A 12884-nucleotide genomic window follows, 5' to 3' on the forward strand; every position below is an offset into this window, starting at 1 on the left:
CCCCTTAATGAGCTTCGGCGCCGATGAAGAGATCCTTCAGGATTTCCTGGTTGAGGCCGGCGAGATTCTAGAGCAACTGTCCGAACAGCTGGTCGAGCTGGAAAGCCGACCAGATGATGCGGACTTGCTCAATGCAATTTTTCGCGGTTTTCACACTGTAAAAGGGGGCGCCGGCTTCCTCCAGCTCAATGAGCTGGTGGAGTGCTGTCACATCGCCGAGAACGTGTTCGACATCCTGCGCAAGGGTGAACGACGCGTCGACTCGGAACTGATGGACGTGGTTCTCGAAGCGCTGGATGCGGTGAACGGCATGTTCACCGAAGTCCGCGAACGCAGCCCGATCACGGCTGCCACTCCAGAATTGCTTGCGGCACTGGCCCGTCTGGCCGAGCCGCAAACCGCCGACGAAGCAGCCCCGGTTGCCGAAGCGGTGGAAGAACCGGCCGCTGAAAGCGAGTCGGGCGACATTACCGATAACGAATTCGAACAACTGCTGGACTCGCTGAACGCCGTCAAGGCTCAGGCCGAAGCCCCGGTAGCTGCGCCAGCGCCGAGCAGCAATGCCGCGGCCAGCGACGAAATCACCGACGCCGAGTTCGAGTCGTTGCTCGATCAGTTGCACGGCAAAGGCCAGTTCGCGGTCGATGCGGTGGCAGCGCCTGCTGCACCGGCAACCCCGGCAGCCCCGAAAGCGGCCGGCGACAGCTCGGACATTACCGACGACGAATTCGAAGCACTGCTCGATCAATTGCACGGCAAGGGCAACTTTGCCGTGGATGCGCTGGAATCGGCGATTGCTTCGGCACCGGTCCCGGCTGCGCCTACCGCTAAAGCGGCCGGCGGTGATCTGATCTCCGATCACGAATTCGAATCGCTGCTCGACGAATTGCACGGCAAAGGCAAGTTCACCGAAGTCGGCACCGGCACTGTGGTTACAGCGCCTGCCGCCAAGGCACCTGCGGCTGCCGCGAAACCGGCGGCCAAAGCGCCCGAGCCTAAAGCTGAAGCGCCGAAACCGGCCGCAGCGCCTGCACCGGCACCGGCTCGCGCCGCGCCTTCTGCGCCGCCAGCGGAAAAACCGGCCAGTGAAGCCGAGACCACCGTGCGGGTTGATACCGCGCGTCTCGACGAAATCATGAACATGGTCGGCGAACTGGTATTGGTGCGTAACCGCTTGGTCCGTCTGGGCCTCAACAGCGGCGACGAAGCCATGTCCAAGGCTGTGTCGAACCTCGACGTGGTCACGGCCGACCTGCAAACCGCGGTCATGAAGACCCGGATGCAACCGATCAAGAAAGTCTTCGGGCGCTTCCCGCGCCTGGTTCGCGACCTGGCTCGCCAGCTCAAGAAAGAGATCAACCTGGAGCTGGTCGGCGAAGAAACCGACCTCGACAAGAACCTCGTCGAGGCCCTGGCCGACCCGCTGGTCCACTTGGTGCGCAACTCGGTCGACCACGGTATTGAAGAGCCGAGCGAACGCGAAGCGATGGGCAAGCCTCGCAGCGGCAAGGTGATTCTGTCTGCCGAACAGGAAGGCGACCACATCCTGCTGTCCATCTCTGATGACGGCAAGGGCATGGATGCCGATGTTCTGCGCGGTATTGCGGTCAAGAAAGGTTTGATGGACAAGGATGCTGCGGACCGTCTCAGCGAGTCGGACTGTTTCAACCTGATCTTCGCACCGGGTTTCTCGACCAAAACCGAGATCTCCGATGTGTCGGGTCGTGGCGTGGGCATGGACGTGGTGAAAACCAAAATCGCCCAGCTCAACGGCACCATCAATATCTACTCGACCAAGGGCAAAGGCTCGAAGATCGTCATCAAGGTGCCATTGACCCTGGCGATCATGCCGACGCTGATGGTCATGCTCGGCAACCAGGCGTTTGCGTTCCCGCTGGTGAACGTCAACGAGATCTTCCACCTCGACCTGTCGCGCACCAACGTGGTGGACGGTCAGGAAGTGGTGATCGTGCGGGACAAGGCACTGCCCTTGTTCTACCTCAAACGCTGGCTGGTCAGCTCCGCCGCTCATGAAGAGCAGCGCGAGGGCCATGTGGTGATCCTTTCGGTGGGCACCCAGCGGATCGGCTTTGTCGTCGATCAACTGGTGGGCCAGGAAGAAGTGGTCATCAAGCCATTGGGCAAAATGCTCCAGGGAACCCCGGGCATGTCCGGCGCCACCATCACGGGTGACGGCCGCATCGCGCTGATTCTCGATGTCCCGAGCATGCTCAAGCGTTACGCCGCACGGCGTATTTGATTCTGCCGCAGCGGGGCGACAACGCCCCGCTGCGTCTAACGGAGTGTTTATGGTAGTCAAAGTCCTGGTGGTGGACGATTCGGGGTTTTTCCGCCGCCGCGTCTCGGAAATTCTTTCAGCGGATCCGAACATCCAGGTTGTCGGTACGGCAACCAACGGAAAAGAGGCGATTGATCAGGCGCTGGCCCTCAAGCCAGACGTGATCACCATGGACTACGAGATGCCGATGATGGATGGCATCACGGCGGTGCGGCACATCATGCAGCGCTGCCCGACTCCGGTCTTGATGTTCTCCTCGCTGACGCACGAAGGCGCCCGGGTCACCCTGGATGCGCTGGATGCCGGTGCGGTGGATTTCCTGCCGAAGAATTTCGAAGACATCTCCCGCAACCCGGAGAAGGTCAAGCAACTGCTGTGCGAAAAGATCCTGAGCATTTCGCGCAGTAACCGTCGCGCCAATACCTACAGTGCCCCGACCCCGGCCCCGGTGGCCGCGCCGGCGCCGGCGCCTTCGAGCACCAGCAGCTACGGCAGCACGTATGGCAGCAGTGCGCCTGCGCGTCCGGCTCCGGCACCTTTGCCGACCCGTGCGCCAGCGTCTGCCGGCCCGTCGTCGCCAGCACCGAAACGCAAAGCCTACAAACTGGTGGCCATCGGTACGTCCACCGGCGGCCCGGTTGCGCTGCAACGGGTCTTGACCCAGTTGCCGGCCAACTTCCCGGCGCCGATCGTGCTGATCCAGCACATGCCGGCAGCCTTCACCAAGGCCTTTGCCGAACGCCTCGACAAGCTGTGCCGCATCAACGTCAAGGAAGCCGAGGATGGCGACATCCTGCGTCCTGGCCTGGCGCTGCTGGCACCGGGTGGCAAGCAAATGATGATCGATGGCCGTGGCGCGGTGAAAATCCTGCCGGGCGACGAGCGTCTGAACTACAAACCGTGCGTGGACATCACGTTCGGTTCGGCGGCCAAATCCTACGGTGACAAAGTTCTGGCGGTCGTGTTGACCGGCATGGGCGCCGACGGTCGTGAAGGCGCGCGCCTGCTCAAGCAGGGCGGCAGTGCGATCTGGGCCCAGGATGAAGCCAGTTGCGTGATCTACGGCATGCCGATGGCCATCGTCAAAGCTGACCTCGCGGACGCGATTTACAGCCTGGACGACATTGGCAAGCACCTGGTCGAGGCTTGTATCTGATGGATGTACTGAGCCTTATCGGGATCATCATGGCGTTCGTCGCCATCATTGGTGGCAACTACCTTGAAGGCGGTCATCTCGGCGCATTGGCTAACGGCCCGGCGGCGTTGATCGTGATCGGTGGGACCGTCGGTGCGGCGCTGTTGCAGTCGCCGATGAGCGCATTCAAGCGCGCCATGCAGATCCTTGCCTGGATTCTGTTTCCACCGCGTGTGGATCTGGCCGGTGGCGTCGATCGTGTAGTGAACTGGAGCCTTACCGCCCGCAAGGAAGGCCTGCTCGGTCTGGAAGGGGTGGCTGACGCCGAACCGGACAACTACTCGCGCAAAGGCCTGCAATTGCTGGTGGACGGCGCCGAGCCGGAAGCGATTCGCAGCATCCTGGAAGTGGATTTCTACACCCAGGAAAGCCGCGACATCGAAGCGGCCAAAGTCTTTGAAAGCATGGGCGGCTACGCGCCGACCATCGGCATCATCGGTGCGGTCATGGGCCTGATCCATGTCATGGGCAACCTGGCCGACCCGTCGCAACTGGGCAGCGGCATTGCCGTGGCATTCGTCGCGACCATCTACGGCGTGGCCAGTGCCAACCTGGTGTTGCTGCCGGTGGCGGCCAAGCTCAAGTCCATCGCGTTGCGCCAGTCGCGTTATCGCGAAATGTTGTTGGAAGGGATTCTGTCGATCGCCGAAGGTGAAAACCCTCGCTCTATTGAGTTGAAGCTTCAGGGCTTCATGGATTGATGGGAGTAACGGAATATGGCTCGTCGCCGGCAACCTGAAGAACATGTAAACCATGAACGTTGGCTGGTTTCCTACGCCGACTTCATCACCTTGCTCTTCGCCTTTTTCGTGGTGATGTACTCGATCTCCTCGATCAACGAAGGCAAGTACAAAGTTATCTCGGAAGCGTTGATCGGCGTGTTCACTGACTCGGACCGTGCCCTCAAGCCGATCCCGATCGGTGAAGAACGGCCAGTGACCGTGACCCCGGCCAAGCCGCTGGTCAAGGACAGTGAGCAGGTTGACGCTGGTATCTCCGGTGCCAGCGATCCTTTGAAAAGCATTGCCGATGACATCAGCGCCGCGTTCGGCGACTTGATCAAATCCAATCAGATGACCGTGCGCGGCAACGAGTTGTGGGTCGAGATCGAACTCAACTCCAGCCTGTTATTCACCAGCGGCGATGCGATGCCCAGCGACAAGGCGTTCAACATCATCGACAAGGTCGCGGGGATCCTGAAGCCGTTCGACAACCCTATCCACGTCGAAGGCTTTACCGACGATCAACCGATCCGCACTTCGCAGTATCCGACCAACTGGGAACTGTCCTCGGCCCGTTCGGCAAGCATCGTGCGCATGCTGGCGATGCAGGGTGTGAACCCCGGGCGCCTGGCGTCGGTGGGCTACGGTGAGTTCCAGCCCGTGGCCAATAACGCCACTGCTGAAGGCCGCGCGCGCAACCGTCGGGTGGTACTGGTTGTTTCGCGAAATCTCGATGTACGCCGCAGCCTGACGGGCACCGGAACCGCGAATGCGAAACCGGATGCCGCGTTGAAGCGTGCTGGCACACAAACTGCACCGACCCCGGTCAAGTCGCCGGGACGAGAGAGCGCCGTCAATTCTCCGTCACCCGCATTAACACATTGAGCTATTTCTCGGTCGAGCTGATCGACCGGGAGGAACAATCCGAATGAGAGTCTGGGCAGTTGCCAATCAAAAGGGTGGTGTTGGTAAAACCACTTCCTCTATCGCTTTAGCCGGGTTACTGGCCGAGGCGGGCAAGCGCGTGGTCATGGTGGACCTTGACCCGCACGGCTCGATGACCAGCTATTTCGGCTACGACCCCGACAGCCTGGAACACAGCAGCTACGACCTGTTCCTGCACAAGGGCAGCGTGCCCCAGGGCTTGCCCGGCCAGTTGTTGATGCCCACCAGTCACGAAAATATTTCCCTGCTGCCGTCGAGCACCGCACTGGCGACCCTTGAACGTCAGTCGCCGGGCCAGAGTGGCCTGGGCCTGGTGATCGCCAAGAGTCTGGCGCAATTGTGGCAAGACTTCGATTACGCGGTGATCGACAGCCCGCCGCTGCTTGGCTTGTTGATGGTCAACGCCCTGGCCGCGAGCCAGCAGTTGGTGATCCCGGTGCAGACCGAGCACCTGGCCGTCAAAGGCCTGGAACGCATGGTCAACACCCTGGCGATGATCAACCGTTCCCGCAAACAGGCGCTGCCATTCACTATCGTCCCGACGTTGTTCGACCGCCGCACTCAAGCGTCCCTCGGGACTTTGCGTGTGTTGCGCGATAAGTACCCGGAAGAAATCTGGCAAGGCTACATTCCGGTGGATACCCGCCTGCGTGATGCGAGCCGGGCGGGTGTCACGCCTTCTCAATTCGACGGCAAGAGCCGCGGCGTTCTCGCCTATCGCGCGCTGCTCAAGCATCTGCTGACCGCACAACTTGTCCCGGCGGTGGCCTGATGAACCCTATTCCCGTAGGAGCGAGGCTTGCCCGCGAAGGCAACACCTCGGTCTTAACAAATAATCCGCGTCATCGTTCTTCGCGGGCAAGCCATGCTCCTACAAGGGCGGTGTTCGCATGAATCGCCCGGTAAAAACCACTTCGCGTCCACAACTCGCGCTCCAGTCTTATCTGGACAACCTGTTGATGGAGGCGACTGAAGAGTTGCCGCTGGAAGTCGAAGCGGTGGCGCAAGTCATCGAGGTCGTTGAAACGGTCGAGGTCGAAGCCGCGCTGGACGAGTTCCAGTTGGCCTTGCTCGAAGAACAGGCGCGTGATGCGCGCCCGGCGCCTGCCGTTGCGGCGCCAGTGGTTGCGCCGGTCGTTGAGAAAGCACCGCTCGCCGTGATCGAAGCCCCGGCACCGATCCTCGCGCCGGTCTCGACCATCGCGCCGCTGTTGCAAGCCCTGGTGCCGCCGGTGGTTGAAGTCCACTTGCCGCCGAGCAACACGCCGCCACCGGTGGAAACCGATGGTCGTCCGTCCTGGGCCGCCGAGCCATTCGAATGCCTGCTGTTCGATGTCGCCGGGCTGACCCTGGCCGTGCCGCTGGTGTGCCTGGGCTCGATTTATTCACTGGCCGGCCACGAGCTGACGCCGCTGTTCGGTCAGCCGGAATGGTTCCTCGGGATCCTGCCGAGCCAGGCCGGCAACCTGAAAGTGCTGGATACCGCGCGCTGGGTCATGCCGGATCGCTATCGCGACGACTTCCGCCAGGGCTTGCAATACGTTATTTCGGTGCAGGGCTACGAGTGGGGGCTGGCGGTGCATCAGGTCAGCCGCTCGTTGCGCCTGGACCCGAACGAAATCAAATGGAGAAGTCACCGAGGTCAGCGGCCATGGCTCGCCGGCACGGTGATTGAGCACATGTGTGCATTGCTGGACGTTTCCGCACTGGCCGAGTTGATCGCCAGCGGCGGGGCAAAGCACATGGGCGGCAGCAAGCCGCTACACAAACCGACATAGCTGCCGACATAACAAGTATGCGACGGCGTTGTTGAACGCCGCCAACAGAACACACACCGCCAGAAGCGGTTTTTCGAGGGGTCAGGGTATGAGTAATCAAGCGACGAATGCAAAAGGTTCTGAAGATCCGATCCTGCAATGGGTAACCTTCAAACTGGACAATGAAACCTACGGCATCAACGTGATGCGCGTTCAGGAAGTCCTGCGTTACACCGAAATCGCCCCGGTCCCGGGTGCCCCGAGCTACGTGCTGGGCATCATCAACCTGCGCGGCAATGTGGTTACCGTGATCGACACCCGTCAGCGCTTCGGCCTGATGAACGCCGAGATCAGCGACAACACCCGTATCGTCATCATCGAAGCCGACAAACAAGTCGTCGGGATCATGGTCGATAGCGTCGCCGAAGTGGTTTACCTGCGTCAGTCGGAAATCGAGACCGCGCCGAACGTCGGTAACGAAGAATCCGCCAAGTTCATTCAGGGCGTGTGCAACAAGAACAACGAACTCCTCATCCTGGTCGAACTCGACAAGATGATGAGCGAAGAAGAATGGTCGGATCTGGAGAACATCTGATTGATTCTTGAGGTTGCTGTCATTGTCCTGTTCCTGTTTTGGGCAGGCACGCTGGCGATGTTCCTGGCGTACATCCGCGGTCAGCGACTGATCGCGGCGCAACAGGCCGAGGGTGATGCGCTGCGCGATCAGCGCATCAAGGACCTGGCCAAACGCGTCGACAATTACCAGAGCGGCAATGTGCGCATGGGTGAAGACCTGCACGAACTGCGCGCAGTGGTTTCGCCGTTGCCGGAAAAACTGGCGCAGCTGGAACAACGCGACCCGTCGAGCCTGTCGTTTGCCCAGGCGGCGCGATTGGTGGGCATGGGCGCCACCGTTGATGAACTGACTCAGTCTTGCGGGTTGACCCAGGCTGAGGCTGAGTTGATGCGTAAGTTGCACAAGAACTGAGAAAGATCAAAAGATCGCAGCCTCGTTTTACTCGACAGCTCCTACAGGGTGTACGCAATCCCAATGTAGGAGCTGTCGAGTAAAACGAGGCTGCGATCTTTTGCATTCAACACACATCAATAATCATCCCCGCGATCAGTAATATCCTTCTCGACCATTGGCGCATTCGGATCCTGTCCCTCAGGAAACTTGCCCTTCAGGTTCCACGCAAACGCAATAATCTCCGCAATCGTGCGGTACAACTCTTCCGGAATACTGTCCCCCAACTCCATCTTCGCCAGCAGCCTTACCAGCTCGGGGTTTTCGTAGATCGGTACTTCGCATTCACGGGCAATCTTCAGAATGGCTTCAGCCAGTTCTTCGTCGCCCTTGGCCGTGAGGGTCGGGGCGTGGCTGCCGTCGTATTTGAGGGCGATGGCCTGGCGTGGGGCGTTGGGGTTTCTCATGCGGTTTCGTCGACCCAGCGTTGTTCGAGGCGGGTTTGCGCGCCTTGGGGAGGTGTGCCGAGGTGGCAATCCAGATCGCCGACGTTCAGGCCGGATGCCAACAAGCGCTCGCGCAGGGCTGACAGATTGCTTTCGATCAGGCTCGCGGTGTACGGCCGCTCAGCCCATAGCTGACTGGACAGACTGCCCTGGATCAACTGCGCCTGAACTTGCAGCGGGCCAAGCGGCTCCATGTCGAACGCCAACTCGACCCGCCACAGTTGCTGTTTCGGTTCGCGCTCTTCGCGGCGTTCGTTTTGCGGTTGCTTTTCCGGGGCTTCTTCGCGCTGGAACTTGACCTGCAACGGCACGATGTCTTGCAGGTTACGCATCGGGATTTCCAGCTGCCAAGTGCTCATCAACCGGCCATCGTCGGTGACGCCGGTTTGTTCCAGGCTCGACAATTGATGGCTTTGCAGGCGCGAAACCGCCGCAGCGGCGAGGCGCAATAAATGCTCCAGATCGCCTTCACCGTCCTGGCTCTGCAACAGCCGGTCGGGCAGCGGAAAACTGGTGGGGGACGGTTTGGCGCTGACCTGACCGAGCATGCCCAACGCGCTACGTACAAAACTCGGCATCGCCTGGGCCAGGGTGTTGGCGGCGATGACGGCGCCGAGGTTGGTGTTGGGCGGCGTCAGTTGCGCGATCAGCTTGAGCAGGTCGGCCTTCATGTCCGGGGCCAGCGTCGGGGTCTGACCGGTCAGCAATTTCGTTTCGAGGAACAGACCGCTGTTGGCCAGCGCCAGGGCCAGGCCCTTCGGTGTGCTCAGTTGTTGCACGTCGGGCAGGCCGGCGAGCAATTTGTTCACGGCGGCTTGCAGGTCGGCGGAGGTTTCGTCGGACTGCGGCAGGTTCTGCAAGGCGCTGAGCAAGCCGTCCAGCGAACCCTGGCGGCTTTGCTGGGTGGTCAGTTGCTGCGAGACCGCCAACTGGTCCTGGCGATTGCTCAGCGGCAGGAATTTCAACGTCTGCGTGTCCTGCACCAGGGCGCTCAACAACGTGCCGATGCGCAGCGGTTGCGGACTGTCGATGGTCAAGGTGCTGCCGCTCAGCGCGGTGTTGAGCAGGCTCACCATTGAACGAAAAACGGTCGGTTGCCCCGGCGTCTGCGGCAATACCTGTGAAGTCAGTACTTTGCCTTGCAGCAACGTGCCGACCGGCAGTTGCGCGGTATCGATGCGGGTGAGGGTGGCAACGCTGGAGGCAATCGCCTGTTGCACCGTAATCGCCAGGTTGCTGGCGGACGGCTGGGTAATCGCCAGGTTGGTGCCGGTGGGCAGCGGTTGCGTACTGGTGGCCTGCACCGTGGTCTGGCGGCCGCCATCGACGGTGACCTTGAGCAACAGTTGAAAAGTCTGATCCGCCTGCTTCAGCGACAGCACCTCGGCGCTGGCCGTCTGGCCGGCACTGATCAGGCCCTCCATCGGCGTCAGCAGCTTGAGTAGGTCGCCACTGACCACCATCGGGCGCGTGGCCGTCGGTGTGGTCTGGGGGACCGGGAGGATGTTCATTTCGCCTGTCATACGCGGTCACAACCTTCGGAAAATGCGCTCTTTAGAGTAAGGCATGGCATGTATAATGCCGCCCGTCTTTGAGAGAGCGGTGAAAACATTGCAATTGTTTTGACGCAGCTCTCTAAAACCGGCCGCCAATGCATCTATGCTGCATCTCTTTAGCGGCCGCGCCACTGCCGACTTGAACCGCCGACCTGAAACGTAAAGGCCCAGTGATCTCTTGACCAGTCCAGTCCTTCAAACCGTCGACCTCGCCTGTGAGCGAGACCTTCGGCTGCTCTTCGAAAATCTCGAATTGAGACTGTCCAGTGGCGAAATGGTGCAGATCAGCGGGCCGAATGGCAGCGGCAAGACCAGTTTATTGCGCTTGTTGTCCGGGCTGATGCAACCGACCGCCGGTCACGTGTTGCTCAATGGTCAGCCGCTGAACGAGCAACGCAGCGAACTGGCGCGCAACCTGCTGTGGATCGGGCATGCCGCCGGGATCAAGGATTTGCTGACCCCGGAAGAAAACCTTAGCTGGCTCTGCGCCTTGCACCAGCCGGCGAGCCACGAAGCGATCTGGCAAGCCCTGGCCGCTGTCGGGCTGCGTGGTTTCGAGGATGTGCCTTGCCACACCTTGTCCGCCGGCCAGCAACGCCGCGTGGCCCTGGCGCGTCTTTACCTCGACAGTCCACCGCTGTGGATCCTCGACGAACCTTTCACCGCGCTCGATAAGCAGGGCGTGGCGCAACTCGAAGAACACCTGGCCGGCCACTGCGAGCGCGGCGGCATGGTGATTTTGACCACTCACCACACACTGAGCCGGATGCCGGCCGGCTATCGCGACATTGATCTGGGGAACTGGGCCGTATGAGTGTTTTCGGCCTGTTGGTCGCCCGTGAGGCTCGCTTGTTGTTTCGCCGTCCGGCAGAGCTGGCCAATCCGCTGGTATTCTTCGCCATCGTGGTGTCGTTGTTCCCGTTGGCGGTCGGACCCGAGTCTCAATTGTTGCAAACCTTGTCTCCGGGATTGGTCTGGGTGGCGGCACTTTTATCGGTCCTGCTCTCGCTGGACGGGCTCTTCCGCAGTGATTTCGAAGATGGATCCCTTGAACAGTGGGTCCTTTCGCCGCACCCCCTGGCTCTTCTGGTTTTGGCCAAGGTACTGGCACACTGGGCCTTCTCCGGTCTGGCACTGGTTTTGCTCGCTCCACTGCTGGCGTTGATGCTCGGTTTGCCTGCCGCTTGTCTGCCGGTGTTGCTGCTTTCGTTATTGCTGGGTACACCGGTGCTGAGCCTGCTCGGTGCGGTGGGCGCGGCCCTGACGGTCGGATTGAAGCGTGGTGGCCTGTTGTTGGCGCTGCTGATTCTGCCGCTGTACATCCCGGTGTTGATTCTTGGCAGTGGCGCCTTGCAGGCCGCACTCCAAGGCATGCCGGCGACCGGTTATCTCTTGTGGCTTGGTAGCCTGACCGCCCTGGCGATAACCCTGACACCTTTTGCAATAGCTGCTGGCCTGAAGATCAGCGTCGGCGAATAATGAGGTCTGGTTAAAATTTAACCAGTAAAGACCCTTGGCTCTTCAATAGCGAAGAGCACCCGTGATGGAAACAGTAATGAACTGGACCTGGTTTCATAAGCTCGGCTCGCCCAAATGGTTTTATGGCATCAGTGGCAAACTGCTGCCGTGGCTGAGCGTCGCGGCGTTGCTGCTGATTAGCGTCGGCGTGGTCTGGGGCCTGGCCTTTGCGCCACCGGACTACCAGCAAGGCAACAGCTTTCGCATCATCTATATCCACGTTCCGGCCGCCATGCTGGCCCAGTCCTGCTACGTGATGCTGGCGGTGTGCGGCGTGGTCGGGCTGGTGTGGAAGATGAAACTGGCCGACGTCGCCCTGCAATGCGCGGCCCCGATCGGCGCCTGGATGACCGCCGTGGCGCTGGTCACTGGCGCGATCTGGGGCAAACCGACCTGGGGCTCGTGGTGGGTGTGGGATGCGCGACTTACGTCCATGCTTATTCTGCTGTTCCTGTACTTCGGTCTCATTGCGCTGGGCAACGCCATCAGCAATCGTGACAGTGCGGCCAAGGCCTGCGCGGTGCTGGCGATTGTTGGCGTGATCAACATCCCGATCATCAAATACTCGGTGGAGTGGTGGAACACCCTGCACCAGGGCGCGACGTTCACCCTCACTGAAAAACCGGCGATGCCCGCCGAGATGTGGCTGCCGCTGTTGCTGACGGTGCTGGGTTTCTACTGTTTCTTCGGCGCGGTGCTGTTGCTGCGCATGCGCCTTGAAGTGCTCAAGCGCGAAGCCCGGGCGAGCTGGGTGAAAGCTGAAGTGCAGAACAGTCTGGAGGCCGTTCGATGAGTTTTGCTTCATTCGGCGACTTCCTCGCCATGGGCCATCATGCCCTTTATGTCTGGTCAGCCTACGGCATCTGCCTGGCAGTGCTGGTCCTCAACGTGGCGGCGCCGATCCTGGCCCGCAAGCGGTATCTGCAACAAGAGGCGCGTCGTTTGCGCCGGGAGAACGGCAAGTGAATCCGCTGCGCAAAAAGCGTCTTATCATCATTCTCGCGATCCTGGTCGGTGTCGGCGCCGCCGTCGGCCTGGCCCTGAGCGCCCTGCAGCAGAACATCAATCTGTTTTACACCCCGACCCAGATCGCCAACGGCGAAGCCCCGCAAGACACGCGCATCCGCGCCGGCGGCATGGTCGAGAAGGGCTCGCTGCAACGCTCCGGTGATTCCTTGGACGTGAAATTCATCGTCACCGACTTCAACAAATCCGTGACCATCACCTATCGCGGCATCCTCCCGGACCTGTTCCGCGAAGGGCAGGGCATTGTCGCCCTGGGCAAACTCAACGCTGACGGCGTGGTGGTGGCCGACGAAGTGCTGGCCAAGCACGACGAGAAATACATGCCGCCCGAAGTGACCAAGGCCCTGAAAGACAGCGGTCAGTCGGCGCCTACCCAAGCCAAGGAGGGTTGAT

At 60.7% G+C, this 12884-nt stretch carries 15 protein-coding genes; 13 read left to right on the top strand and 2 right to left on the bottom strand.

What is annotated here, in order from left to right:
• Positions 1–7 precede the first annotated feature (7 nt).
• The 8 genes from ACIOYV_RS23055 (at position 8) to ACIOYV_RS23090 (ending at position 7906) form a co-directional block, all read left to right on the top strand.
• Positions 8–2260 (top strand): chemotaxis protein CheA, encoded by a 2253-nt coding sequence (locus tag ACIOYV_RS23055; protein ID WP_401327296.1) that lies wholly within the window; start codon positions 8–10, stop codon positions 2258–2260.
• 49 nt (positions 2261–2309) lie between these two features.
• The gene (locus ACIOYV_RS23060; protein ID WP_401327299.1) at positions 2310–3455 is read left to right on the top strand and encodes a chemotaxis response regulator protein-glutamate methylesterase; all 1146 of its coding nucleotides are present in this window, start codon (positions 2310–2312) and stop codon (positions 3453–3455) included.
• The gene (locus tag ACIOYV_RS23065; RefSeq protein WP_054049369.1) at positions 3455–4195 is read left to right on the top strand and encodes a flagellar motor protein; all 741 of its coding nucleotides are present in this window, start codon (positions 3455–3457) and stop codon (positions 4193–4195) included. The genes ACIOYV_RS23060 and ACIOYV_RS23065 overlap by 1 nt, the downstream gene beginning before the upstream one ends.
• 15 nt (positions 4196–4210) lie before the next feature.
• Positions 4211–5101 (top strand): flagellar motor protein MotD, encoded by an 891-nt coding sequence (gene motD, locus ACIOYV_RS23070; protein WP_401327302.1) that lies wholly within the window; start codon positions 4211–4213, stop codon positions 5099–5101.
• A 43-nt stretch (positions 5102–5144) separates the two neighbouring features.
• Positions 5145–5933, top strand: a complete 789-nt coding sequence (locus ACIOYV_RS23075; protein ID WP_054049373.1) for a ParA family protein — start codon at positions 5145–5147, stop codon at positions 5931–5933.
• 118 nt (positions 5934–6051) lie between these two features.
• Positions 6052–6939, top strand: a complete 888-nt coding sequence (locus ACIOYV_RS23080; protein ID WP_401327305.1) for a CheW domain-containing protein — start codon at positions 6052–6054, stop codon at positions 6937–6939.
• Between the two features lie 88 nt (positions 6940–7027).
• Positions 7028–7513, top strand: coding sequence for a chemotaxis protein CheW (locus ACIOYV_RS23085; protein WP_008155806.1), 486 nt, complete (start codon positions 7028–7030; stop codon positions 7511–7513).
• Positions 7514–7906 carry a DUF2802 domain-containing protein gene (locus ACIOYV_RS23090; protein ID WP_163909077.1) on the top strand — a complete coding sequence of 131 codons (393 nt, stop codon included), beginning with the start codon at positions 7514–7516 and terminating at the stop codon, positions 7904–7906.
• Between the two features lie 116 nt (positions 7907–8022).
• Here ACIOYV_RS23090 and ACIOYV_RS23095 read toward each other — a convergent pair whose 3' ends face one another.
• Positions 8023–8352 carry an EscU/YscU/HrcU family type III secretion system export apparatus switch protein gene (locus ACIOYV_RS23095; RefSeq protein ID WP_054049380.1) on the bottom strand — a complete coding sequence of 110 codons (330 nt, stop codon included), beginning with the start codon at positions 8350–8352 and terminating at the stop codon, positions 8023–8025.
• Positions 8349–9914, bottom strand: coding sequence for a flagellar hook-length control protein FliK (locus ACIOYV_RS23100; RefSeq protein WP_401327310.1), 1566 nt, complete (start codon positions 9912–9914; stop codon positions 8349–8351). Before ACIOYV_RS23100 ends, ACIOYV_RS23095 begins: the two co-directional genes overlap by 4 nt.
• Before the next feature lie 211 nt (positions 9915–10125).
• On the opposite strand from ACIOYV_RS23100, the gene ccmA reads away from it, so the two are divergent.
• The 5 genes from ccmA to ccmE all read left to right on the top strand — a co-directional run bounded on the left by ccmA (position 10126) and on the right by ccmE (position 12883).
• Positions 10126–10761: a cytochrome c biogenesis heme-transporting ATPase CcmA gene (gene ccmA / locus ACIOYV_RS23105; protein WP_401327312.1), complete on the top strand. Its 636-nt coding sequence runs from the start codon at positions 10126–10128 to the stop codon at positions 10759–10761.
• A complete protein-coding gene (ccmB, locus tag ACIOYV_RS23110) occupies positions 10758–11426 on the top strand; it encodes a heme exporter protein CcmB (protein ID WP_007980754.1) in 669 nt (222 codons plus the stop codon). The genes ccmA and ccmB overlap by 4 nt, the downstream gene beginning before the upstream one ends.
• A 76-nt stretch (positions 11427–11502) precedes the next feature.
• A complete protein-coding gene (locus ACIOYV_RS23115; RefSeq protein WP_054049385.1) occupies positions 11503–12258 on the top strand; it encodes a heme ABC transporter permease in 756 nt (251 codons plus the stop codon).
• Complete coding sequence (ccmD, locus tag ACIOYV_RS23120; protein ID WP_027922383.1) at positions 12255–12431, top strand: heme exporter protein CcmD; 177 nt, start codon at positions 12255–12257, stop codon at positions 12429–12431. Before ACIOYV_RS23115 ends, ccmD begins: the two co-directional genes overlap by 4 nt.
• Entirely contained in the window at positions 12428–12883 is a 456-nt protein-coding gene (gene ccmE, locus ACIOYV_RS23125; RefSeq protein ID WP_401327317.1) for a cytochrome c maturation protein CcmE, read from the top strand. Before ccmD ends, ccmE begins: the two co-directional genes overlap by 4 nt.
• Position 12884: the final 1 nt, after the last annotated feature.

It is taken from the genome of Pseudomonas sp. NPDC087342, assembly GCF_044744265.1.
Lineage (GTDB): Bacteria > Pseudomonadota > Gammaproteobacteria > Pseudomonadales > Pseudomonadaceae > Aquipseudomonas > Aquipseudomonas nunensis.

What these genes read in the sequence shown, in the direction of transcription:
- ccmD (WP_027922383.1), top strand. Translation starts at nt 12,255, where the DNA reads ATGAGTTTTGCTTCATTCGGCGACTTCCTCGCCATGGGCCATCATGCC.
- ACIOYV_RS23100 (WP_401327310.1), bottom strand. Translation starts at nt 9,914, where the DNA reads ATGACAGGCGAAATGAACATCCTCCCGGTCCCCCAGACCACACCGACG.
- motD (WP_401327302.1), top strand. Translation starts at nt 4,211, where the DNA reads ATGGCTCGTCGCCGGCAACCTGAAGAACATGTAAACCATGAACGTTGG.
- ACIOYV_RS23075 (WP_054049373.1), top strand. Translation starts at nt 5,145, where the DNA reads ATGAGAGTCTGGGCAGTTGCCAATCAAAAGGGTGGTGTTGGTAAAACC.
- ACIOYV_RS23060 (WP_401327299.1), top strand. Translation starts at nt 2,310, where the DNA reads ATGGTAGTCAAAGTCCTGGTGGTGGACGATTCGGGGTTTTTCCGCCGC.
- ACIOYV_RS23115 (WP_054049385.1), top strand. Translation starts at nt 11,503, where the DNA reads ATGAACTGGACCTGGTTTCATAAGCTCGGCTCGCCCAAATGGTTTTAT.
- ACIOYV_RS23080 (WP_401327305.1), top strand. Translation starts at nt 6,052, where the DNA reads ATGAATCGCCCGGTAAAAACCACTTCGCGTCCACAACTCGCGCTCCAG.
- ccmB (WP_007980754.1), top strand. Translation starts at nt 10,758, where the DNA reads ATGAGTGTTTTCGGCCTGTTGGTCGCCCGTGAGGCTCGCTTGTTGTTT.
- ACIOYV_RS23085 (WP_008155806.1), top strand. Translation starts at nt 7,028, where the DNA reads ATGAGTAATCAAGCGACGAATGCAAAAGGTTCTGAAGATCCGATCCTG.
- ACIOYV_RS23055 (WP_401327296.1), top strand. Translation starts at nt 8, where the DNA reads ATGAGCTTCGGCGCCGATGAAGAGATCCTTCAGGATTTCCTGGTTGAG.
- ACIOYV_RS23095 (WP_054049380.1), bottom strand. Translation starts at nt 8,352, where the DNA reads ATGAGAAACCCCAACGCCCCACGCCAGGCCATCGCCCTCAAATACGAC.
- ACIOYV_RS23065 (WP_054049369.1), top strand. Translation starts at nt 3,455, where the DNA reads ATGGATGTACTGAGCCTTATCGGGATCATCATGGCGTTCGTCGCCATC.